21 protein-coding genes and 2 pseudogenes are annotated in these 21,721 nt (G+C 75.8%); 4 read left to right on the top strand and 19 right to left on the bottom strand.

Translation table 11 applies throughout. The features are described 5' to 3' along the window. Position 1: 1 nt before the first annotated feature. The 4 genes and pseudogenes from D0Z06_RS03015 to D0Z06_RS27055 form a co-directional block, all read right to left on the bottom strand. A complete protein-coding gene (locus tag D0Z06_RS03015; RefSeq protein WP_117375892.1) occupies positions 2–451 on the bottom strand; it encodes a VOC family protein in 450 nt (149 codons plus the stop codon). After that, positions 448–1,215 (bottom strand): TcmI family type II polyketide cyclase, encoded by a 768-nt coding sequence (locus D0Z06_RS03010; RefSeq protein ID WP_117375891.1) that lies wholly within the window; start codon positions 1,213–1,215, stop codon positions 448–450. The genes D0Z06_RS03015 and D0Z06_RS03010 overlap by 4 nt, the downstream gene beginning before the upstream one ends. Positions 1,216–1,234: 19 nt before the next feature. Further along, positions 1,235–2,506 carry a cytochrome P450 family protein gene (locus D0Z06_RS03005; RefSeq protein WP_117375890.1) on the bottom strand — a complete coding sequence of 424 codons (1,272 nt, stop codon included), beginning with the start codon at positions 2,504–2,506 and terminating at the stop codon, positions 1,235–1,237. A 31-nt stretch (positions 2,507–2,537) separates the two neighbouring features. Continuing rightward, positions 2,538–4,163, bottom strand: a pseudogene (locus D0Z06_RS27055) (FAD-dependent monooxygenase); the annotation flags it as partial. Here D0Z06_RS27055 and D0Z06_RS27050 point away from each other — a divergent pair. Further along, positions 4,126–4,593 (top strand): pentapeptide repeat-containing protein, encoded by a 468-nt coding sequence (locus D0Z06_RS27050; RefSeq protein ID WP_458339529.1) that lies wholly within the window; start codon positions 4,126–4,128, stop codon positions 4,591–4,593. The pseudogene D0Z06_RS27055 and the gene D0Z06_RS27050 overlap by 38 nt on opposite strands. On the opposite strand, the pseudogene D0Z06_RS27045 reads toward D0Z06_RS27050, so the two are convergent. From D0Z06_RS27045 to D0Z06_RS02950, 11 genes and pseudogenes are all read right to left on the bottom strand, one after another. Beyond that, a pseudogene (locus tag D0Z06_RS27045) lies at positions 4,545–5,420 on the bottom strand (antibiotic biosynthesis monooxygenase); the annotation flags it as partial. The gene D0Z06_RS27050 and the pseudogene D0Z06_RS27045 sit on opposite strands and share 49 nt — an antisense overlap. Continuing rightward, on the bottom strand, positions 5,417–5,764 hold the full coding sequence (locus D0Z06_RS02995; protein WP_117375888.1) for a putative quinol monooxygenase: 348 nt from the start codon (positions 5,762–5,764) through the stop codon (positions 5,417–5,419). The pseudogene D0Z06_RS27045 and the gene D0Z06_RS02995, both read right to left, overlap by 4 nt. Next, the gene (locus D0Z06_RS02990; protein WP_304999742.1) at positions 5,761–6,996 is read right to left on the bottom strand and encodes a beta-ketoacyl synthase N-terminal-like domain-containing protein; all 1,236 of its coding nucleotides are present in this window, start codon (positions 6,994–6,996) and stop codon (positions 5,761–5,763) included. The genes D0Z06_RS02995 and D0Z06_RS02990 overlap by 4 nt, the downstream gene beginning before the upstream one ends. Then, positions 6,993–8,288 (bottom strand): beta-ketoacyl-[acyl-carrier-protein] synthase family protein, encoded by a 1,296-nt coding sequence (locus tag D0Z06_RS02985; protein ID WP_117375887.1) that lies wholly within the window; start codon positions 8,286–8,288, stop codon positions 6,993–6,995. The genes D0Z06_RS02990 and D0Z06_RS02985 overlap by 4 nt, the downstream gene beginning before the upstream one ends. Continuing rightward, positions 8,285–8,719: a cupin domain-containing protein gene (locus D0Z06_RS02980; protein ID WP_117375886.1), complete on the bottom strand. Its 435-nt coding sequence runs from the start codon at positions 8,717–8,719 to the stop codon at positions 8,285–8,287. The genes D0Z06_RS02985 and D0Z06_RS02980 overlap by 4 nt, the downstream gene beginning before the upstream one ends. After that, positions 8,716–9,684: an ACP S-malonyltransferase gene (locus D0Z06_RS02975; RefSeq protein ID WP_117375885.1), complete on the bottom strand. Its 969-nt coding sequence runs from the start codon at positions 9,682–9,684 to the stop codon at positions 8,716–8,718. Before D0Z06_RS02975 ends, D0Z06_RS02980 begins: the two co-directional genes overlap by 4 nt. Further along, positions 9,681–10,184 carry an SRPBCC family protein gene (locus D0Z06_RS02970; RefSeq protein WP_117375884.1) on the bottom strand — a complete coding sequence of 168 codons (504 nt, stop codon included), beginning with the start codon at positions 10,182–10,184 and terminating at the stop codon, positions 9,681–9,683. Before D0Z06_RS02970 ends, D0Z06_RS02975 begins: the two co-directional genes overlap by 4 nt. 15 nt (positions 10,185–10,199) lie before the next feature. Next, positions 10,200–11,972, bottom strand: a complete 1,773-nt coding sequence (locus D0Z06_RS02965) for an acetyl-CoA carboxylase biotin carboxylase subunit (RefSeq protein WP_117375883.1) — start codon at positions 11,970–11,972, stop codon at positions 10,200–10,202. After that, positions 11,969–12,496, bottom strand: coding sequence for an acetyl-CoA carboxylase biotin carboxyl carrier protein (accB, locus tag D0Z06_RS02960; protein WP_233517412.1), 528 nt, complete (start codon positions 12,494–12,496; stop codon positions 11,969–11,971). Before accB ends, D0Z06_RS02965 begins: the two co-directional genes overlap by 4 nt. Positions 12,497–12,498: 2 nt before the next feature. Beyond that, positions 12,499–14,238 carry an acetyl-CoA carboxylase carboxyltransferase subunit alpha gene (locus D0Z06_RS02955; protein WP_117375882.1) on the bottom strand — a complete coding sequence of 580 codons (1,740 nt, stop codon included), beginning with the start codon at positions 14,236–14,238 and terminating at the stop codon, positions 12,499–12,501. Between the two features lie 34 nt (positions 14,239–14,272). Next, positions 14,273–14,599 carry a TcmI family type II polyketide cyclase gene (locus D0Z06_RS02950; protein ID WP_117375881.1) on the bottom strand — a complete coding sequence of 109 codons (327 nt, stop codon included), beginning with the start codon at positions 14,597–14,599 and terminating at the stop codon, positions 14,273–14,275. A 469-nt stretch (positions 14,600–15,068) separates the two neighbouring features. Here D0Z06_RS02950 and D0Z06_RS02945 point away from each other — a divergent pair, with 469 nt between their 5' ends. Both D0Z06_RS02945 and D0Z06_RS02940 read left to right on the top strand, forming a co-directional pair. Continuing rightward, on the top strand, positions 15,069–15,776 hold the full coding sequence (locus D0Z06_RS02945) for a LuxR C-terminal-related transcriptional regulator (RefSeq protein ID WP_117375880.1): 708 nt from the start codon (positions 15,069–15,071) through the stop codon (positions 15,774–15,776). A gap of 243 nt (positions 15,777–16,019) precedes the next feature. Continuing rightward, complete coding sequence (locus D0Z06_RS02940; protein ID WP_233517411.1) at positions 16,020–16,784, top strand: response regulator transcription factor; 765 nt, start codon at positions 16,020–16,022, stop codon at positions 16,782–16,784. A 44-nt stretch (positions 16,785–16,828) separates the two neighbouring features. Here the strand turns inward: D0Z06_RS02940 and D0Z06_RS02935 are convergent, their stop codons facing one another. The 4 genes from D0Z06_RS02935 to D0Z06_RS02925 all read right to left on the bottom strand — a co-directional run bounded on the left by D0Z06_RS02935 (position 16,829) and on the right by D0Z06_RS02925 (position 20,631). After that, positions 16,829–18,124 carry a PhoH family protein gene (locus D0Z06_RS02935; RefSeq protein ID WP_117375879.1) on the bottom strand — a complete coding sequence of 432 codons (1,296 nt, stop codon included), beginning with the start codon at positions 18,122–18,124 and terminating at the stop codon, positions 16,829–16,831. Positions 18,125–18,406: 282 nt separating this feature from the next. After that, positions 18,407–18,583 carry a hypothetical protein gene (locus D0Z06_RS25640; RefSeq protein WP_199522096.1) on the bottom strand — a complete coding sequence of 59 codons (177 nt, stop codon included), beginning with the start codon at positions 18,581–18,583 and terminating at the stop codon, positions 18,407–18,409. A 6-nt stretch (positions 18,584–18,589) separates the two neighbouring features. Further along, positions 18,590–19,807: a DUF885 domain-containing protein gene (locus D0Z06_RS02930; RefSeq protein ID WP_117375878.1), complete on the bottom strand. Its 1,218-nt coding sequence runs from the start codon at positions 19,805–19,807 to the stop codon at positions 18,590–18,592. Positions 19,808–19,851: 44 nt separating this feature from the next. Then, a complete protein-coding gene (locus D0Z06_RS02925) occupies positions 19,852–20,631 on the bottom strand; it encodes an isoprenyl transferase (protein ID WP_117375877.1) in 780 nt (259 codons plus the stop codon). Positions 20,632–20,753: 122 nt separating this feature from the next. On the opposite strand from D0Z06_RS02925, the gene trhA reads away from it, so the two are divergent. Continuing rightward, on the top strand, positions 20,754–21,566 hold the full coding sequence (gene trhA, locus D0Z06_RS02920; protein WP_199522095.1) for a PAQR family membrane homeostasis protein TrhA: 813 nt from the start codon (positions 20,754–20,756) through the stop codon (positions 21,564–21,566). Positions 21,567–21,721 lie beyond the last annotated feature (155 nt).

Here is a 21,721-nt window from a genome sequence, read left to right as displayed (position 1 = left end):
CTCAGGTGCCGGCCGGGACCGGCTCCGGCCGGCCCGCCGCCCCGCCGCGGCGGAAGTCGGCGAGGGGGTGCCCCTCGGGCTGCAGCAGCCCGATCAGGTTGCCGAAGGGATCGATCACCGAGGCGGTGACCACCGGGCCGTGCGGCGTGAGCGGCTGGTACTCCCGCGTGCCCATCGACGTCAGGCGCGCCAGGGTGGCGTCGAGGTCGTCGACCCGCCAGTGCATCACGGCCCCGCCCGGCCCGCTGACCGTGCCCGCCGGGGCGACCGCCCGGTCGGCGAGCGCCAGCTCGGCCTGGTCGCCGACGCGGAACTTGGCGTAGGACGTGCGGCCGCCCGGGCCGGGCCGGGTGAAGTACGGCCCCGCCCCCAGCAGCTCGGTGTACCAGTCCGCGGCCGCGGGCACGTCGTCGGCCCAGTAGATGAGCGTGGCGAACCCCCGGAGGCTCACGACGAGCTGCCCGCGTGCGCCGGGGCGCCGTCGGCGGCCGGGGCGGGGGCCGGGACCTGGGCGGCCTCGTCCTCGGGCGACCAGTCCGGGGCCTGCCAGCGGTGGAACACGCGGGCCACCGAGTCCTTGGGGCTCTGCCAGGTCTCCGGCCGGTACGGGCCGAGGTACGGGCTGAGCGCCTGCATGACCTTGGCGAAGGCCGGCGCCGGCCGGTTGCCCTCGTGCTCGGCGCGGACCGCCGCGGCCTTCTCCCTGTCCTGCTCCAGCAGGTGCACGAACACGTCCTCCATGGAGAACAGCCAGCGGCCGGTGACCCCGGTCTCGACGGGCAGGTCCCCGGCGTCGGACTCGGCGAAGACGCGGGCGATGTCCTCCTCGGAGCCGGGCTTCATGCGCTGCACGATCACCGTCAGCTCGCGGTCCTCGGGCACGTCGCCCTCGGGCACCCACTGGTAGAACGGCTTGGCCACCGAGTGCGAGGGGTTCTCCCAGTAGCTCGGGTACGGCGTCACGTACGGGGCGATCTGCTCGGCGATGGCCTGGAACGCCGGCAGCCCGCGGCGCTGCCCGGAGACCGCCGGGTCCTCCTTGCGCTCGATCACGTGGATGTAGAGGTCCTCGAGCGAGCACAGGTACCGGCCGATGACGCCGAGGTCCTGCGGGCGGGTGGTCTCGTCGTAGTAGGCGAAGACGGGACCGACCTTGTCCTCGCTGCCGGGGACCATGTGGCAGACGATCACGTTGCGGAACGGGCGGAAGGTCATGGCAGGGCCTCTTCTCTCCTCATCGGGGGGTGGGGGTGAAGCGCAGCGGTAGCTCGAGCAGGCCGCGGAAGGCCGACGCGGCCGGCAGCCACTGCAGGTCCTCGACCGGGACGTCGAGGCGCAGGTCGGGCAGTCGCACGAGGATCCGGCGCAGCGCCGTCGTCGCCTCGAGCCGGGCGAGGGCGGTGCCCAGGCACTTGTGGATGCCGTGCCCGAAGGACATGTGGTGCGTGGGCCCCCGGGACAGGTCGAGGGCGTCGGCGTCCGGGACGAACTCCGGGTCGTGGTTGGCCGCGCTGAGCACGATCGTGACGATCGAGCCGGCGGGGACGGTCACGCCGCCGATCTCGAGGTCCTCGGTGGCGAACCGGAAGCTCGACACCGGCACCGAGCCGTCGAAGCGCAGCAGCTCCTCCACGGCGTCGGGCAGCAGGCCGGGGTCGTCGAGCAGCCGCTGCAGCTCCTCCGGGTGGGTCAGCAGCGCCACCACGGCGTTGCCGAGGAAGTCCGAGGTCGTCTGGTAGCCGGCGAACAGCAGCAGGAAGCAGGTGGAGACGAGCTCGGCCTCCGAGAGCCGGCCGTCCCCGTCGCGCGCGGCGATCAGCGCGCTCACCAGGTCCTCCCCCGGCTCGCGGCGCTTGCTCGCCACCAGGCCGGAGAAGTAGGCGTGCAGCCGCTCCTGGGCCTGCCCGATCGCCGCCCGGTCCTCCTGGGGGCTGCGCCCGCCGGTGCCGACGGTCCGGATGACCTGGGTGCCGGCGAGGATCTCCTCGTGGTCCTCCGCGGGGATGCCGAGCAGGTCCCCGATGACCGCCAGCGGCAGGCGCAGGGCGAACTCGTCGACGAACTCGGTGCGCCCGTGCGGCGCCATCCGGTCCAGCAGCTCCTCGACGATCTCCTCGATCCGGGGGCGCATGGCCTCGATCCGCCGCGGGGTGAACGCCTGCGTCACCAGCCGCCGCAGCCGGGTGTGCTCCGGCGGGTCGGAGTTGAGCATGTTCGTGTTGATCTGCCGGGCCTTCTCCCCGAACACCGCGAGGTAGGTGTCCCCGGCGCGCCAGAGGTCCTTGGACAGCCGCGGGTCCGACAGCGCCTGCCGCGCGTCGTCGTAGCGGGTCACCAGGAACGAGTCGAACCGCGGCGTCCGCACCCGGACGACCGGCCGCTCGGCGCGCAGCCGCGCGTAGACCGGGTAGGGGTCGGCGCGGAACGCGGGGGTGTAGATCTCCTGCCCGGGGACGATGTCCTCCGGCGGCTCGGCGGCCACCGGCGGCTGGGCGGTCTGGGTCATCGGTCTCTCCTGGGGGTGGGGCGGCGGGGGGTCACAGGGCGAACACGCGTGCCAGGTGGTCGCGCAGGGCGGTCTCGGCAACCGGTCGCGCGCGGAACCCGACGTGCCCGTCGGGCCGGACGAGGTAGGCCGCCGTCCGGGCACCGGCCAGGCCGTAGGCCGCCTCGAACGTCCGCCGGGCGTCGCGCACCACGGGCAGGTCGACCAGCGCGAGCACGCCGGTCCCGGGGGCCGCGACGAGGTAGGCGTCCACCTCCCCGCGGGTCTGCTGCCGGATCCCGACCGCGAGCTTCTCCAGGTCCAGCAGCTCCTCCTCGCCGGCGTCCGGGCCGGCGTGCAGGAGCAGGGTGGAGCGCGGGCCGCGGGTGAGGTCGAACAGCCGCAGGTCGTGCGCCACGCCGAAGCGCCGCAGCCCGTGCACGTCCGGCGCCCGGTGCCCGGGCTCCGGCCCGGCCGGGAAGGCCTCGCCACCGGGTGCCTCGCCGACCAGCGGGCTGCCGGCGTAGTTCATGGTCATCTGCATCTCGAGCAGGAACTGGGCCTTCTCGTCCTCCATGTCCATCTCGTCGGTGAACGCGATGGCCACGGCCCGGTCGACGATCATCTTCCCGGCGGGACGCCGCTCGGCCTCGTAGCTGTCCAGCAGCCCGGGGGCGGCCAGCCCGCGGACGGTCAGGGCGAGCTTCCAGCCGAGGTTCCAGGCGTCCTGGATCCCGGTGTTCATGCCCTGCCCGCCGGCGGGCGGGTGCAGGTGCGCGGCGTCCCCGGCGACGAAGACCCGGCCCTCCCGGTACCGGTCGACGATGCCGTGCTTGATGCGGAAGATCGACGACCAGCGCAGGTTGCTGGCCGTCGTCCCGGGCGGCCCGAGGTCGTCGATCGCCGCCTGCATGTCGGCCAGCGTCGGCGGCTCGTACTCCTGCCAGAAGCCGGGCGGGACGACGCCGGAGCCGACCGCGTCCTGCCACCGCTGCGGGGCCAGGGTCGCGATCCGGTAGCGGTTGCGGCCCTTGAGCGGCACGCAGACGAGCATCCCGGTGAAGTCGTCGCCCTCGATCCGCACGAACCGCACCAGGTGGCCGGCCGGGAGGTCCCAGTCGACGTCGACGTCCCCGAGCATGAACAGCTGCGGGAACATCGACAGCCCGCCCTCGAAGGCCAGCCCCAGCCCGGACCGGACGGCGCTGTGCGCGCCGTCGCAGCCGACCAGGTACTGCACCCGCGTGGTCTCCACCTCGCCCGAGGCGTGCTGCAGCCGCGCGGTGACGCCCTCGTCGTCCTGGGCGAAGGCCACCAGCTCGACCCCGCGCTCGACGACCACGCCGAGGGAGGTCAGGCGGGCCCCGAGGATGCGCTCGGTGTCGTACTGGGGCAGGCCGAGGTGGGCGTAGGGCAGCTCGTCGAGGCCGGCCCAGTCGACCTGGTGGGTCTGCTCGCCGTTGACGAACACCGTCTGGCCGTGCAGCCAGATCCCGGCGTCCATCGCCTCGGTGACGATGCCCTGCTCCTCCCAGATCTCCATCGTCCGGCAGTGGATGCCGATCGCCTTGTCCGCCTGCGTCGAGGCCTGGGGGCGCTTGTCGACGACCCGGACGGCGACGCCGCGACGGGCCAGCTCGATGGCGTGGGTGAGCCCGGCCGGGCCGGCGCCGACGACGAGCACCTCGACCGCCCGCCCGGCGGTGCGGGAGGGCTCGGCCGGGCCCGAGGGGGCCGGCAGCGGTGCGGCCGCGGCGGCGTGCGCGTCGTCCGGCTTCTCCACGAACTCCTGCACCGTCGCGCTGGGCACCGTGCTGACGGGCACCGTGCTGACGGGCACCGTGCTGACGGGCACCGTGCTGACGGGCACCGTGCTGACGGGCACCGTGCTGACGGGCACCGGTTCCGGCGCCGCCCCGGGCCGGGCGGCGGCGGGCGCGGGGACGGCGGCCGGCGGCGGCGTGCCCGGTCGCACGCGCAGCGCGAAGACCCTGCGGTCCGCACCGCGCGCCAGCCAGCGGCCCAGCGGCCCGGCCGACCAGTTCGCCGGCTCCGCCGCCCAGTCGGTGAAGCACTGCTCGGACTCCCACTCGGCGACGACGTGGTAGCGCCGCCCGTCGGGCTCGCGCAGCAGCTCCTCGCGGGCGTGGCCGGGGGCGCTGCGGGCCAGCTGCGCGGCGGCGAGGTAGGCGAGCTCGAAGGCCTCGGCCTCCCAGGGCTCGACGGCGACGGCGGTGTCGATGCGCACGCGGGCCACCTCGACGTCCCCGCCGGGCGGCGGCAGCGGCGGGAAGCCCGCGTCGCCGTCGGGCCGCCGGCGGATCTCGAGCACCTCGCGCCGGAACTCCACCGAGTGCCACCGGGCCAGCGGGGCGCCGGCCGCGATGTGGGAGGGGTCCTCGACCCACCGCTCGAAGTCCGCCTCGGACTCCCACTCGGCGAAGATGTGGTACCGCAGGCCGCCGGCGTCGCGCAGCAGCTCCTCGCGGACGTACCCGGGCGAGTCCCCGATCCGCTGGGTGACCGTCGTGTAGGCGCGCTCGAAGGCCTCCTGCTCGCCGGGCTTGACGCCGGTGGAGAAGTCGATGCGCACCGGCCGGGGCCGCTCGGCCTCCACCGTCGCCAGGACGGTGAAGGTCGAGCGGGCGGCGTCGTCCTGCAGGTCGCGCAGCACCTCGGGGACCTCCGGGGCGACACCGCCCCCGGGCGCGTCCACCGCCGCCCGGTCGGCCCAGTCACCGACGAGGGCGAACCAGCGCGGGTCCTCCTCGTCGCGCATCAGCTGCTGGCGCAGGCTGCCGGGCCGGCGGGCGAGCTCCGCGGCGGCCCGGTGCCAGGCCGCCTCGAACTCGACCTCGCACCCCTCCCGCGCGCGCACCCGCAGCACGGTCCGCGCCCCCGCCGCACCGTCCCGGCCGCTGCCCGGCCCGGTCATGCGCGCCCCTCTCCCGCGCCCTGCCCGCCGGGGACGGTGGCCAGCACCTCGTAGGTGTTGCGGGCCGCGTCCTCGCGCAGGTCCCGCAGCGCGGCGGTCAACGTCTCGCGGGCGCTGCTGCGCCCGAACCCGTCGACCGCCGCCCGGTCGGTCCAGTCCGCCGTGATGAGGAAGGTCCGCGGGTCGTCCACGTCGCGGCCCAGCTCCTGCCGCAGGTTGCCCGGGACCGCGGCGATCTCGGCGGCCGCCGCGCGCCAGGCCGCCTCGAACTGCGCCTCGCAGCCCTCCCGGGCCCGCATCCGCAGGACCGTCCGCACCCCGGTCCCGCCGCCGGTCGCGGTCATGCCGCCTCCTGCTCGCGGTACCGGCGCAGCACGAGGCTGCTGTTGAACCCGCCGAAGCCGCGGGCGAGGACGACGACCACGTCGAGGTCGGCCGTCCGCGTCTCGCGCACCAGGTCCAGGCGGTGCTCGGGGACCGGCTCCTCGACGTTGCCGGTCGGGGGCACCAGGCCGTCGCGCAGCGCCAGCAGCGCGGTGGCCACGTCCAGCGCCGAGCCGCCGGCCATGAGCCGCCCGGTCCACGACGACGGCGCGGTGACCGGGACGCCGTGCGGCCCGAACACCGCCCCGATCGCCGCGGCCTCGAGCGCGTCGAGCTCCGGCGTCCCGGCCGCGTCGGCGACGACCAGGTCCACGTCGTCCGGGGTGAGGCCCGCGTCGGCCAGCGACACCCGGATCGCCCGGGCGTACTGGGTGGCGTCCGGTGCCGGCGCCTCGTGGTGGAAGGCGTCGTGGGTGGCCCCGTAACCGACCACCTCGCCCCACACCCGCTCGACCCCGCGGGCCCGCGCCGCGCCCTCCTCCTCCAGCAGCAGGATGGCCCCGCCCTCGCCGACGACGTGCCCGTTGGCCCGCCGGTCGAACGGCTTGTACGCGTCGTCGGGGTGCCGGGCCGTCGACAGCCGGCCGCTGGTGGTCTGGCACAGCAGCGCGTACGGGCACAGCCCGGCCTCCGTGCCGCCCACCAGGACGGCGGGGGTGCCGCGGCGGACGACCCGGCGGGCCCACCCGATGCTGTCCAGGCCGCCGGCCCCCTCGCTGACCACGACCCCGGAGGGGCCCTTGTAGCCGTCCCGGATCGACACCTGGCCGGTGCTGGCCGCGTAGAACCAGGCGATCGACTGGTAGGCGCCGACGGCCTTCGGCCCGCGCGCCCACAGCCCCTGGATCTCGTGCTGGCTGAACTCGTTGCCCCCGGACCCGGAGGCCAGGAACACCGAGGTGGCGTAGGCGTCCTCCGGGGAGGTGTACCCGGCGTCCGCCGCGGCGAGGGTGGCCGCGGCCAGGGACATCCAGGTCCAGCGGTCGGTCTGCACCATGAGCCGGCCGTCGACGTGCTCCTCCGGCACGAAGTCCAGCACCTGGCCGCCGAGGGTGACGCCGTACAGGTCGGCGTCGAACCCCTCGATCGGCCGGATCCGGGACTCGCCGCGCAGGATCGTGCGCCAGTGCTCCTCGGCGCCGATGCCGGAGGGCGCGATGACGCCCATCCCGGTGACCAGCAGGCGGCTCACGGGGTCCTCCGGGTGGGTCGGGCCAGCACGATGGCGGACTGGAAGCCGCCGAAGCCGCTGCCGACCGAGACGGCGACGTCGACCTTGTGCTCGCGGGCGATCTTGGGCACGTAGTCCAGGTCGCACTCGGGGTCGGGCACCTCGTAGTTGGCGGTGGGCGGCACCACCTGGCGCTGCACCGCCAGCGCCGTGGCGGCGATCTCGATGGAGCCGATCGCGCCGAGCGAGTGCCCGACCATCGACTTGATCGAGCTCATCGCCACCGACTGCGCGGCCGGGCCGAGGCTGCGCTTGACCGCCGCGGTCTCGTGCCGGTCGTTCTGCTTGGTGCCCGAGCCGTGCGCGTTGACGTAGCCCACCTCGTCGGCGTCGGTGCGGCCCTGGTCGAGGGCCTGGCGGATCGCCTCGGCCATCTCCACGCCGTCGGGCCGCAGCCCGGTCATGTGGTAGGCGTTGCAGCGGTTGGCGTAGCCGGTGACCTCGCAGTACACCTCGGCCCCGCGCTCCAGCGCGTGCCCGAGCTCCTCGAGCACCAGCACCGCGGCCCCCTCCCCCATGACGAACCCGTCGCGGCGGGCGTCGAAGGGCTTGGAGGCGTGCTCGGGGTCGGCGTTGTTGCCCGTGGTCGCGCGGATGGTGTCGAAGCAGGCCATCGAGATCGGGGAGATCGGGGCGTCGCTCGCCCCGGCGATCACGACGTCGGCGTCGCCGTCCTCGACCAGCTGGCTGCCGTACCCCACCGCGTCGATGCCCGAGGTGCACCCGGTCGAGACGACGGTGGCCGGGCCGTGGGCGCCGAAGCGCACCGCGAGCTCGGTGGCCCCGCAGCTGGGCACCAGCGCCTGGTGCAGGAAGCGGGAGGCGTAGCGGGGGTCGACCAGCCAGTGCCGGCCGGCGTCGCTGACCGCCACGTACTCGTCCTCCAGCCGCATGGTCGCCCCGACGGCGCTGCCGAGGGTGATGCCGACCCGCTCCGGCTCGGGGGCGTCGGGTGCGCCGCCGACCCCGAACCGCAGCCCGCTGTCGGCGACCGCCTCGTCCGCGGCGACCATCGCCATCTGCACGAACCGGTCGTTGCGGTGGACCTCCTGGGCGGTGAGCCCCAGCTTCCGGCCGTCGAAGTCCACCTCGGCGGCGACCTGGGAGCGGAAGCGGCTCGGGTCGAAGAACGTGATCCGCCGGGTGGCCGTGCGGCCCGCGGTGATCATGTCCCAGAAGCCCTCGCGGCCCATGGAGCCCGGGGCCACCACCCCGATGCCGGTGATGACGACCCGGCGTGCGCCGGCGGTCATCGCACCGCGCCGAGGGACCCCGGCGAGGGCTCGGTGTCGACGTGCCCGAGCTCGGGCCGCGGCGCCAGCGGGCCGAGGCAGAAGACGAAGAAGGCCGTCGTGTCGGTGTCGTTGACGATGCGGTGCCGGACCCCGATGGGCACGTGCACGGCCGACTCGCCGACCAGGCGGCGGCACTCGCCGTCGAGGGTGAGCTTCACGTCGCCGCTCACGCAGTAGAGGAACTCCTCCGAGTACGGGTGCCAGTGCTCGGTGACGATCTCGCCCGGTTCGAGGGTGAGGGTGCCCATGAAGCCGGCGGTGGCGCCCACGCTGGCCGGGGACAGCAGCGTGCGGATGTCACCGCCGCGCCGGCGGTTGGGCGGGGTGTCGCCGCGGTGGACGGTGTGCGTGCACCGGATGACGGACGTCGGGTGCTGGATGGTGGTCATCTCTCTCCTCGGGCAGGGGTGGGGCCGGCGAGGGCGAACGCCGGGCCGGGCAGGGGCAGCGGGGTGTCGGGGCCGGTGGCCAGGTGGACGGGGAGGTCCGGGCGCACCTGCCGGGCGAGCGGGCCGAGGGTGGCCACGGAGCCGACCTCGACGAGGGAGTCGGCGGTCCCGGCCAGGACCTCGACCACCTCCGACCACCGCACGGGTGCGACCAGGTGGCCGCGGAGGGCGGTGGCCAGGCGGGTGGTGTCCCGGGTGGGCACCGGGTCGGTGTCCGGCACGACCGGGACCGCCGGTACCGACCAGGTGAGACCGGCGAGCACCGGGTCGAGCCGGGCCGCCGCGACGGTCACCAGCGGCGAGTGGGCCACCCCGGTCATGGGGACCGGGACCCACTCGAGCCCGGCATCACGCGCCTGGGCGCAGGCGCCGTCGAGCTCCTCTCGGAAGCCGGCCAGCACCACCCGCTCCGGGCCGTCGATCGCCGAGACGACCAGCCGGCCCCCGGGGCCGGCCGCCGCGACCGCGGCCGCGGCGACGTCGGTGGCCCCCGGTCCCACGACCGCGGCGCGGGCCGCGCACGAGGGCCGCGGGGTGAGGGCCACCAGCTCGGCCCGCCAGTGCACGGCCGGCAGGACCTCGGCCAGCCGCAGCGCACCGGCGGCGACGAGGGCGGTGTAGGCGCCCACGCCGTAGCCGGCGACGGCGGCGGGGACCAGGCCCCGTGCGGCCAGGGATCGGGCCGCGGCCACCCCGGTCACGACGACGGCCAGGTGCGCGCGGACGGGGTCGGCGCCCGGGGCGGGGTCGAGCCACCAGTCCGCCACGTCGCGGCCGACCAGGTCGGAGGCCTCGTCGAAGACCTCGCGCGCCGCCGCGTCGTCCAGCCAGGGCAGGACCATGCCGGCCCGTGCCGCGGCCTGGCCCGGGAAGACGAGCGCGGGCCCCGCCCCGGCCGCGGTCACCGCGCCGGTCCCGGTCCCGGGTCGCCGGCCTCACGGGCCGCGGCCTCGACCTTGTCCCGGATGATCCCCATCTGGACCTTCGAGTTGGCGTCGATCCGGCGGGTCATGCCCTCGGTGTCGATCGGCGCCTGGGGCCGCATCCGGAAGTCCTGCACCCAGCGCATCCGGGTGCCGCCGTCCGCCTCGGTGTACTCCCAGCGGATGTCCATGAACTCGAACGGCCCGGGCTCGACCCGGCGGGCCACGACGGTGTGCGTGGCCTCGTCGAGGGTGCGCTCGGAGACCCAGCTCCAGACCGTGCCGTTCTCGTCCGGGTGCATGGCCAGCCGGAAGCGGTAGGTGTCCCCGGTGTGCTCGAGGATCTCGACCGAGGCGTACTCGGTGAACAGCTCCGGCCAGCGCTCGAGGTCGTTGGTCATCCGCCAGACGTGGTCGATGCCGGCGGCGATCAGGATCGAGTTGTCGGTGTGGCCGACGGTGGTGGGTTCGGTGGTGGTCACGTCGCCGTCCCCCGGTCAGGCCATGCCGGCGGTCGGCGCGCCGGCGCCGGCCCGGACGGCGGACACGATCTCGCCGAACGTGCAGGCGTCCGGGTTGTCGTCGGGCACCTCGACGCCGTAGCGGTCCTGCAGCTCGGTCTGCACGGAGAGGAAGGCCAGCGAGTCCAGGCCGACGTCGGCGAACGTGGCGTCGGGGTCGGTGGTGTGCGACTCGGGCGGCAGCCCGGCCTTCTCGGACAGCAGGGCCATGAGGTCGGCGAGGTCGAACGTGGTGGCGGACATGGTGGGATCCCTCTCCTCGGTGGTGGTGTCGGTGCTGGTGGACGTGGGTGCCGGCTGCGGCAGCGGGAGCAGGCCGAGCAGCGTCGACGGCGTGCCGTGCTCGACGGCGGGCAGGGCGGGGGGCGGGTCCTCGGCCAGCGCCGCGGCCCGGGTGAGCAGGTCGGGCAGCCGGCGGTCGAGGAACTGCACGTCGTGGCGGTCGGCGCGCACGTCGCGGTCGCGCAGCAGCGCCCGGTGCAGGGCGACGGTGGTGTGCAGGCCCGGGCCCTCGACGCGCAGCTCGGCCAGCGCCCGGTCCATCCGCCGCACGGCCTGCTCGCGGTCCGGGGCCCAGACGACGAGCTTGCCGAGCAGCGAGTCGTAGTGCGGGCTGACGTCGTCGCCCTGCCGGTAGCCGGTGTCGAACCGGGTCCACGGCCCGTCGGGCACCCGGAGCACCTCGAGCCGGCCGGGCGCCGGGGCGAACCCGCGCTGCGGGTCCTCGGCGTTGATCCGGCACTCGATCGCCGCCCCGCGGACGACGACGTCCTCCTGCCGGAACCGCAGCGGGCGGCCGGCGGCGACCAGCAGCTGCTCGCGCACCAGGTCGATCCCGGTGAGCAGCTCGGTGACCGGGTGCTCGACCTGGATCCGGGCGTTCATCTCCATGAAGTAGGCGCGCCCGGCGTCGTCGACGAGGAACTCCATCGTCCCGGCGCCCTCGTAGCCGACGGCCAGCGCGCCCTGCACCGCCAGCGCGCCGAGCTCGGCCCGCCGCCGGGGGGTGAGGTGCCCGGCCGGGCCCTCCTCCAGCAGCTTCTGGTGGCGGCGCTGCAGCGAGCAGTCCCGCTCGCCCAGGGAGACGCCGTTGCCGTGCCCGTCGCAGAGCACCTGCACCTCGACGTGCCGGGCGCGCGGGAGGAAGCGCTCGACGTAGACGGTGGGGTCCCGGAAGACCGCCCGGGCGACGGCGCGGGTCTCGGCGAACGAGCCGGCGAGGTCCTCGGCGCGGTGCACGACGGTCATCCCGCGCCCGCCCCCGCCCGCGGCGGCCTTGATGATGACCGGGTAGCCGATCGAAGCGGCGATCCCCGCGGCCTCCTCGGCGGTGCGGACCGGCTCGACGACACCGGGCAGCAGCGGCAGGCCGGCCTCGGCCATGAGCCTGCGGGCGGTCGCCTTGTTGCCCATCTGCTGCATGACCGCCGGCGGCGGGCCGACGAAGGTCAGCCCCTCCGCGGCGCAGATCTCGGCGAAGTCGGGGTCCTCGGAGAGGAACCCGTAGCCGGGGTGGACGGCGTCGGCGCCGGTGCGCAGCGCCGCCTCGACGATGTTGGGCACGTGCAGGTAGCTGTGCCGCGGCGCCGAGGGGCCGATGTGCACCGCCTCGTCGGCCATCTGCACGACCGCCGAGGACCGGTCGGAGGTCGAGTGCACGGCGACCACCTCGATGCCCAGCTCCCGGCAGGCACGGGCCACCCGCACCGCGATCTCCCCGCGGTTGGCGATGAGCAGCCGGCTGATCACGCGAGCCGCCCGGGCGGGGTGAGCCGCACGAGCGGCTGGTCGTACTCGACCGACTCGCCGTTGCCGACGCAGACCTCGGCGACCACGCCGGGCGCGTCGCAGACGATCGGGTTCATCAGCTTCATCGCCTCGACGATCCCGAGGGTCTGCCCGGCCTCGACCTCGTCGCCGACGCGGACGAAGGGGTCGGCCCCCGGGGAGGGCGACTCGTAGAAGGTCCCCACGAGCGGGGCCCGCACGGTCACGGTGCCGGGTGCGGCCTCGGCCGCCTCCGGCTCCTCCGCGGCGGGCGCGGCGGCCGCCGGGGCGGCGGTCGCCGTCGCCGCGGGGGCGGCGACCGCCCCGGCCCACTCGACCTCCACCTCGCAGGCGCCGTTGCGGACGGTGAGCCGGCGCAGGTCACCGGGCAGGGTGCGGGCCAGCTCCACCACCTCCCGGCCCAGCGAGCGGGTGGTGTCCTCCTGCTCCGTGGCCACGAGCGGCGCTCCGTTGCGCGCCGCGCGCGGCAGGTCCACCGATGCCACGGTCAGCTCCTCACCAGGGGGATGGGGGCGGCCCACGAACCGGGGCCGCCGGGGTGCACCGGCCGCTCCTGGCCGCCGCCCACGAGGGAGAGCCGGCGGGACCGGGCGGTCAGCAGGGTGTCCGGGTCGAGCCCGTCGAGCTCGGCCAGCTCGCGCAGCAGGGCGGCGCGCAGGGCGTCCGCGGCCGCCACCGGGTCGGCCTGGGCCCCGCCGGCGGGCTCGCGCACCACGCCGGTGGCGATGCCGGACTCGACGAGGTGCGCGGCGCCCAGGCGCATGGCGCGGGCGGCGAGCGGTGCGGCCGCGGCGGTGCGCCACAGGATGGCGGCGCAGCCCTCCGGGCTGATGACCGAGAGGAAGGCGTTCTCCATGACCAGCAGCCGGTCGCTGGTGCAGAGGGCCAGCGCGCCACCGCTGCCGCCCTCGCCGGTCACGACCGAGACGACCGGCACCCGCAGCCGGCTGCTGCGCATGATGATGTCGGCGATGGCGTGCGCCTGGCCGCGCTCCTCGGCCTCGGGGCCGGGGTGCGCGCCGGGGGTGTCGACGAGGGTGACCACCGGCAGCCCGAACGCCTCGGCGTGGTCGAGCAGGCGCATCGCCTTCCGGTAGCCCTCGGGGTGCGGCATGCCGAAGTTGCGGGCCACCCGCTCGCGGACGGTGTGCCCCTTCTGGTGGCCGACCACCACCACCGTCCGCCCGCCGATGGAGGCGACCCCGCCCACCACCGCCGGGTCGTCGGCGAAGGCCCGGTCGCCGTGCAGCTCGACGAAGTCGTCGAAGGCGGTGTGCAGGTAGTCGAGGGTGGTCGGGCGGTCGGTGGCCCGGGCGCCCTGGACGACGTCCCACGGGTCGGTCCCGGTGGGGACGTCGTCCGCCGCGCCGGCCGCCCCGCCGGCCGCCGCGGGTGACCCGCCGGCGGTGTGCAGGGCCAGCAGCCGGACGAGGAGGGGCCGCAGCTCCGCGCGGCTCTCGACGCGGTCGACGAGGCCGTGGCCGAGCAGGAAGTCCGCCGTCTGGAAGCCCGGCGGCAGCTCCGCCCGGATGGTCTCCTGGACGACGCGCGGGCCGGCGAAGCCGACGTGCGCGCCCTGCTCGGCCACGACGACCGAGCCGAGCGTGGCGAAGGACGCCGACACCCCGCCGTAGGTGGGGTCGGTGAGGACGCACACCGACAGCAGCCCGGCCTCGCGCAACCGGGCGAAGGCCTGCGCGGTGCGGGCCATCTGGAACAGCGACAGGACGCCCTCCTGCATCCGCGCCCCGCCGCTGGCGCAGACGGTGACCAGGGGCAGCCCGCGCTCGAGGGCCAGGCCGGCGGCGCCGCTGACCCGCCGGCCCACCTCGACGCCCATGCTGCCGCCGAGGAAGCCGAAGTCCATGACGGCGAGGACGGCCTCGGTGCCGCCGATCGCCGCGGTGCCGACCACCACCGCCTCCTCCTCGGCGGAGCGCGTGGCGGCGTCCCGGAGCCGGCCGCGGTAGTCGCGCAGGTCGGTGAAGGACAGCGGGTCGGCCGGGTGCGGCGCGAAGGACGCCTCGGCGAAGCTGTCCGGGTCGGCGAGCAGGTCGATGCGGGCGCGGGCGGGCAGTCGCAGGTGGTGGTCGCACTCGGGGCAGACCTGCAGGTTGCGGTCCAGGCGCTTGCGGTAGACCAGCCAGCCGCACTGGGGGCAGGCGGTCCACCCGGCGGTCGCCGGGGCCGCGGGCGCCGTCCGCGGGGGCGCGGTCGTGTGGGTCATGGCTCTCCGGTCCTCCTGCCGTCGGCGCGCCGGCTCACCGGGCCTCGGGCGTCCAGTGGTAGAAGCGGCGGGCCATCGCGTCCGCCGGCGAGCGCCAGTTCGGGTCGTAGGCCTCGATGAAGGGCTTGAGCTCGTCGCTCATCTGCCGGAACTCCGGCAGCTTCTGGGCCACCTGCATCGCCTCCGACGACGGCCGGGAGAAGTCGATGAGGTGCACGTAGAGGCCGTGGAACTGGTACAGCGACCGGCGCTGCACACCGATCTCGTGGGGCATCGACGTGGCGTCGTAGCGGGCGAAGACCTCGGCCACGTCCTCGGCCGAGGTGGGCGCCATCTTCGCGATGATCATGGTCTGCTGCACCGGGTCGCTCCTCGTGGGTCCGGGCCGGGGAGCCTCGCCGGCGCCGCGGGGCCCGTGTGGCTCGTGTGACGCCGGAAACGCTAGGGCGGCACGGCGGGCCCCCGAATCGGCCGCGGGACCGGAATCCGGCCGCGCCCCGGGGTGGAGACGCGTGCCCCTCCCCCCCACCTCCGGGATGGGCCACCGGCCCCCACCGGGCGCACCAGGGACCGACGACCCTGCACCCGCGGGACGGGGAGCACGGCACCGCACGGCGGGGGTCGGCCCCCTACCCCGGTATGAAGTCCGGGCGTGGAGGGGAGGCGCCGTGTCCAGGTCGGTGGCCCACGACCGATCCGTCACCTAGCGTCAGCCGTGGGGAGCCGACGGACGCGGACGACCACCAGGGCCGCCCGCGGCAGGCCTGACTCCCACGGGGGTGGACCAGCGGTGCCTGCCGGCGCCGCTGCGGGGGAGCGGAGCTGGCGACATGGGAGGACGGTCGCCCGGTGACGGCCGGGTGGAGGACGCGGACGAGCGGGTCCGCGTGGTGCTCGCCGACGAGGGCGAGGTGTTCCGGTTCGGGCTGCGCACGGTGCTGCGCTCCGGGGGCGACCTGGTCGTGGTGGCGGAGGCGGCCGAGGCGGAGGCCGCCCTGGCCGCCTGCGCGGAGACCGCGCCCGACGTCGTGCTGGTCAGCCACGACCTGCCCGGCGCCGAGGTCGGCGCCGTGGTCGGCGACCTGGCCGCCCTGGGGGTCGCCGTCCTGGTGCTGGGCTCGGTCGGCCCCGGGGGCGACCTGGTGGAGACCCTGCGGCGCGGGGCGAGCGGCTACGTGCTCAAGGACGTCCGGCCGGAGCGCCTCGTCGAGGCGGTGCGCGCCGTCGCCCGGGGCGAGACCGTCCTGGACGCCGCGGCGACCGGGTCGCTGCTGCACCAGCTCGACGATCCGGAGCCCCGCCAGGAGGCGCAGGACGCGTTGACCCCGCGGCAGCAGGCGGTGGCCGCCCTCGTCGCCGAGGGGCTGACCAACTCCGAGATCGCCGACCAGCTCCGGGTCAGCCGCGCCACGGTCAAGGGGCACATCACCGTGGCGCTGCGCCGGCTGGGCCTGCGCGACCGCACCCAGCTGGCCATCCACGTCAACCGCTCCCGCCGCGACGGCGAGCCACCCCGACTGGGATCGGTGACCGGATGACCGGCGGCGGTCCTGTGAACATCCCGGAAATGAGCTGGGAACCTGCTGCGCGTCGAGCGGTCCCGGCCCTAGTCTGCGCCGATCACACTCCCTGCCGGTGCGTCGGACGTGGCAGCACGCCCGGCGCCGCCGCACCGCACCGCCCGTGAACCAGGCGGAGAAGTGGGTGAGCCCGTGAGCCGTGACGACCTCGTCGCCCCGCCCCGAGGGGCGCCGCCGCACCGGGGGACCCCACCGCGGACCGTGGTCCCACCCCGACCCCGCGACGGCAGCCGCCCCGGCGGGCCGCACCCGCCCAACGGCCGGCCGCTGCACGGGCCGGCCGCGTCGCCGCACCCGCCGGGGGTCCGGCCCCCGACCGCGCTGGTCCGGGTGCTGCTCTGCGAGGACCAGGAGGTCTACCGGGTCGGCCTCCAGGTCATCCTCGACGCCCAGCCCGACCTGGCCGTGGTCGCCGAGGCGCCCGATCTGACCGCTGCCCTGGAGGCCGCGACGCAGACCCGCGCGCAGGTGCTCGTCGCCCGGCAGGGGCTCGTCGACCGGGAGTTCCGGCTGCTCCCGCACTTCTGCCGCCAGGACGTCGCCATCCTCGTGCTCGGCGAGGGCGACGCCCCGGACCCCGAGCTGGTCGACGTGCTGCGGGCCGGGGTGCGCGGGTACCTGCCCCGTCGCCTGACCGCGCGGCGGCTGGTCGACGGGGTGCGGGCGCTGGCCCGCCACGAGGCGGCCCTGGACACGGCCGCCGCCGACCGGCTGGTCCGCTACCTGGCCGACGGGTCGGGGTCGCCGCGCCGGCCGGTCCGCGCGCTGGACCAGCTCACCGGCCGGCAGCGCGACGTCGCCGTGCTGGTCGCCGAGGGGCTGAGCAACGAGGAGATCGCGGCACAGCTGTTCGTCAGCCTCCCGACGGTCAAGAGCCACCTGACCGGCGCGCTGCGCCGGCTGGAGATCCGCACCCGCACGCAGCTGGCCATCCTGGTCAACAGGGAGGGGCTCGGCCCCGTGTGAGCCCCCTCCCGGCGCGGCCGTGGCCGCGCCGGGAGGGGACGGGCCTACAGCGGGAGGTCCCCGAGCATCTCGGTGACCAGCGCCGCGATCGGCGAGCGCTCCGAGCGGGTGAGCGTCACGTGGGCGAACAGCGGGTGCCCCTTGAGCTGCTCGACCACCGCGGCGATGCCGTCGTGCCGGCCGACCCGGAGGTTGTCCCGCTGGGCCACGTCGTGGGTGAGGACCACGCGCGACCCCGAGCCGAGCCGCGACAGCACGGTGAGCAGCACGCCGCGCTCGAGCGACTGCGCCTCGTCGACGACCACGAACGAGTCGTGCAGGGAGCGGCCGCGGATGTGGGTCAGCGGCAGCACCTCGATGAGGTCGCGGGAGGCGATCTCCTCCAGCACCTCCGTGGAGACCAGGGCGCCGAGCGTGTCGTAGACCGCCTGGGCCCACGGCGACATCTTCTCCCCCTCGCTGCCGGGCAGGTAGCCGAGCTCCTGGCCCCCGACGGCGTACAGCGGCCGGAAGATGACCACCTTCTTGTGCGCCCGGCGCTCCATCACCGACTCCAGCCCGGCGCACAGCGCCAGCGCCGACTTGCCGGTGCCCGCGCGGCCGCCCAGGGAGATGATGCCGACGTCCGGGTCGAGGAGCAGGTCGAGGGCGACCCGCTGCTCGGCGGAGCGGCCGTGCAGGCCGAACGCCTCCCGGTCCCCGCGGACCAGCCGCACCTGCTTGTCCGGGGTCACCCGGCCCAGCGCCGACCCCCGCGAGGACAGCAGCACCAGGCCGGTGTGCGTCGGCAGCTCGGCCGCGGCCGGGACGAACACCTCGCCGGCGTCGTAGAGCGCGGCGAGCCCGGCGTCCTCCAGGGGCAGCTCGGCCATGCCCGTCCAGCCGGCGTCCACGGCGTCCAGTGCCCGGTACTCGTCGGTCTCCAGGCCCACCGCCGCGGCCTTGACCCGCAGCGGCACGTCCTTGGTGATGAGGCAGACGTCGCGGCCCTCGGCGCGCAGGTTGAGGGCGACCACCATGATCCGGCTGTCGTTGCTGTCGTTGCGGAAACCGGCCGGCAGCACGGAGGGGTCGCTGTGGTTGAGCTCGACGTGCAGGGTGCCGCCCTCCTCCCCCACGGGCACCGGGGCGTCGAGCCGCCCGTGCCGGACCCGCAGGTCGTCGAGCAGCCGCAGCGCCTGCCGGGCGAACCAGCCCAGCTCCGGGTGGTTGCGCTTGTCCTCGAGCTCCCCGATGACGACCAGGGGGAGCACCACGTCGGCGTCCCCGAGTCGCAGCAGCGCGCCCGGGTCGGAGAGCAGGACGGAGGTGTCGAGGACGAACGTGCGGCGAGTGATCACGAATCGGCTCCCGTGGGACGCGCCGGGCGCGCCCCGGCTCGAAGGTGGCCGGGCCCCGGCACAGGGGCCGGGCACCGGCCCCCTGGTCGACGTCGCGCGTCAGCACCCACCGGGCCTCCCGTGGAGGACGACGTGCGGTCGCCCTCCACGCCGGACGGTAGGCCGGGGAGGTGACAGGAGCGTGTCCACGGGGAGGCGTGTCCCCCATCCGGGTCCCCCAGACGCACCAGCCGCCCCACGCCCGGAGGACACCGGGCCCCCGGACCGCCGTCGCGGCGCGGCTCAGCGGTCCCGGCGCGGCCGGGCGGCCACCAGCGCCCACAGCAGCGGGACCAGCAGCACCGGCCACTGCAGGCCGAGGTCGCCGACCCACCACAGCCCGCCGACCAGCAGCACCGCCAGCCAGCCGGCCGTCCACAGGCCCAGGTCGCGGGCCTCCTCCGGGTCCCGGCGCGCCATCCCCGGTCAGGCCGCCCGCAGCTCGGCGGTCACCGCCGCCGGAGTCAGCGGCTCGTCGAGCAGCCGCAGGAAGCGGTCGGCCACCGGCTGCCCCTCGGGGCGGGCGTCCAGCCACGACGAGAGCAGGTCGAAGCCCTCGACGTAGGTGCTCGTGTAGGCCCGCCACAGGGGGTGGGTCAGGAAGCGCAGCTGCTGGCGGGCGCGGTCGGGGCTGACCAGCGACCAGCGCTGGATGTGGGCGGCCACCTCGTCGACGTCGACGCCGCGGTCGTGCAGGAGGACCGCGGCGTCCTGGCGGACCCGGTTCAGCGGCGCGGCCGCGGCCGCCACCCGCTCGGCGAGGTGCCCGTCGAAGCGCAGCCCGAGGTCACCGAGCACCTCGGCGGCCCACGGCCCCCAGCCCCCGCCGATCGCCGCCCGCACCCCCAGGTCCGCCAGGCCCTCGGCCATGAGGCACTCGGGGGTGTTGACCAGGAAGACCGTGTGCTCGACCCGGGCCGCCCGCTCGACCAGCCCGAGCTCCTTGCGGCAGTGCTCGGTGTGGTGCCCCGGGTAGGCCTCGTGCGCGACCAGGTGCGGCAGCTGGGAGAGCCGGTGCGGCAGGTCGGCGTTGATGGCCACCCGGGAGCGGAAGTCGCCCTCGTAGTAGTTGAAGCCCGACCAGGGCTTGTCGGTGACCACCTCGTAGCGCACGACCTCGGCCTCGGGCAGCCCGTAGGCGGCGCGCACCCGGTCGCGCAGCGCGCTGGAGAGGGCGTGCACCGCCTCCGCCAGCCGGGCCGGCGGGCACTCCTCGCGGCGCCGGTGCGCGGCGTAGCGCTCGGCCAGCGGCCCGTCGCCGGGCAGCAGGGCGTCGAGCTCGGCGTGCGCCGCCGCGTACGCGGCCGGGTCCCCGAGGGTGACGTCGACCTGGAAGTAGCTGGACACCTCCTCCAGGAAGCCCACCGGCTCGCCGCTCATCTTCCGGGCGCTGCACTCCAGGCCCGCGAGCTGGCCGCGGAGGAAGCCGGCGCGGTCCTCGGGCAGGGCGGCGGCGTCCAGCTCGCGCAGCAGGGCCCGCGCCCGGTCGCGCAGCCGCTGCGGGGTCGGCACCGGCTCGTCCAGGACCTGCGCGCGCACCCGCGGGTCGCCGGTGTAGGCGTCGACGAAGCCGGGCTCCAGCCGGTCGAAGCGCAGCCCCAGCCGTACGTACTCCAGGGGGACGTCGAGCGCTCCGGCTGCCATGGGCGGTGAGTTTTCCAGCCGCCGGAGCGGCGGCGACGGGGGGCTCAGCCGCCGAAGCGCCGGTGCCGCGCCGCGTAGGCGCGCAGCGCGCGGAGGAAGTCGACCCGCCGGAAGTCCGGCCAGTACACGTCGGTGAAGTGGAACTCCGAGTGCGCGGTCTGCCACAGCAGGAAGCCCGACAGCCGTTGCTCCCCGCTGGTGCGGATCACCAGGTCGGGGTCCGGCTGGCCGCGGGTGTAGAGGTGCTCGGCGATGTGCTCGACGTCCAGGACGCCGACGAGCTCGTCGAGGGTGGTGCCCCGCTCGGCGTGCTCGGCCAGCAGGGAGCGGACGGCGTCGGCGATCTCGCGCCGCCCCCCGTAGCCGACGGCCAGGTTGACGTGCGCCCCCGGCCGCCCGCGGGTGTCCTCCTCCGCCTGCTTGAGGACCGCGACCGTCTCGGCCGGCAGCAGCTCCAGCGCGCCGACCGGTCGCAGCTGCCAGCGCCGGCCCGGCCCGGCCAGGTCCTCGGCGACCCCCTCGATGATGCGCAGCAGCGGGGTCAGCTCGGGCTCGGGGCGGGACAGGTTGTCGGTGGAGAGCAGGAAGAGCGTGACCACCTCGACGCCGGCCTCGTCGCACCAGCCGAGGAAGCCGGCGATCTTGTCGGCCCCGCGGCGGTGCCCGGCGTTGGGGTCCTCCAGGCCGATCGCCCGCGCCCAGCGGCGGTTGCCGTCGACGATGACGCCCACGTGCCGCGGCGTCTCCGCCCCCACCAGCGCCCGGGCCAGGCGGCGCTCGTAGACGGCGGTGAGCGCGTCACGGACCCACCGTCGCACCCCCACGGAGGGTCACCCTAAGACCGCCGCGGACCCGCCGCGCACCGGCTCGCTGACCGGTCCCGATGCCGGGGAGGTCACGGGCCGGCCGGCGGGCGACCCCACCTACCGGTGCGTAACCTCCTGTCATGCGCCCCCTGCCCGAGGACCGCGAGCCCGTCCGGGTCGAGGCGGACAGCGCCGAGCTCGAGGCCCCCCGGCAGCAGGCGGTCACCGCCGTCCTCGCCGAGGGCGAGCGGGTCGAGCGCGCCTGGACCGCCGAGGACTTCGGCGACCGCGACTGGGACCACCCCGACACCCGGCCCCGGATGCGCGGCTGGCTGCACCTGTTCTCGTTCTTCGGGGCGATCGCGGCCGGTGCCGTGCTCGTCCCGCTGGGCTCGGTGCTCGGCGCGCGGGCCGGCATGTCCGTGGCGGTCTACTGCGCGACCATCTGCGGGCTGTTCGGCATCAGCGCGCTCTACCACCGCCGCCGCTGGTCACCCCGCGGGTGGCGGGTCATGAAGCGGCTCGACCACTCGATGATCTTCCTGTTCATCGCGGGCACGTACACCCCGTTCGCGCTGCTGGCCGTCGACCGGCCCACCGGCTACTGGGTGCTCGCCGGGGTGTGGGCCGGCGCGCTGGCCGGCGTGTTCCTCAAGCTGACCTGGCCCACGGCGCCGCGCTGGGTCGGCGTCCCGCTCTACATCGGCCTGGGGTGGGTGGCGGTGTTCATCCTCACCGACATCCTGCACATCGCCGGGGTGACCTCCCTGGTGCTGCTGGCCGTCGGCGGGGTGCTCTACACCCTCGGCGGCGTGGCCTACGCGGTGAAGCGGCCCAACCCCTGGCCGGGCACCTTCGGCTACCACGAGGTCTTCCACGCGATGACCGTCGTCGCGGCGATCTGCCACTACATCGCGGTCTACTTCGCGATGTACAACTCGCCCTTCGTCTGAGGAAGGACCCTCCTGCCCCCCACCGCTCGCACGCTCGCGGCGGGCCCCTGCAGGGGGGCCAGGGCGCTCCTGCACCGGCCACTCCCCCGCCGGGGATGTCCGGGAGGGGGACGACGTGGGGCCGGAGCCGGGGCGTGCACGGCGGCGCACCCGGC

It is taken from the genome of Geodermatophilus marinus (assembly GCF_003428645.1).
Taxonomy (GTDB): domain Bacteria; phylum Actinomycetota; class Actinomycetes; order Mycobacteriales; family Geodermatophilaceae; genus Geodermatophilus.
This window is presented reverse-complemented; position numbering and strand designations above follow the sequence as displayed.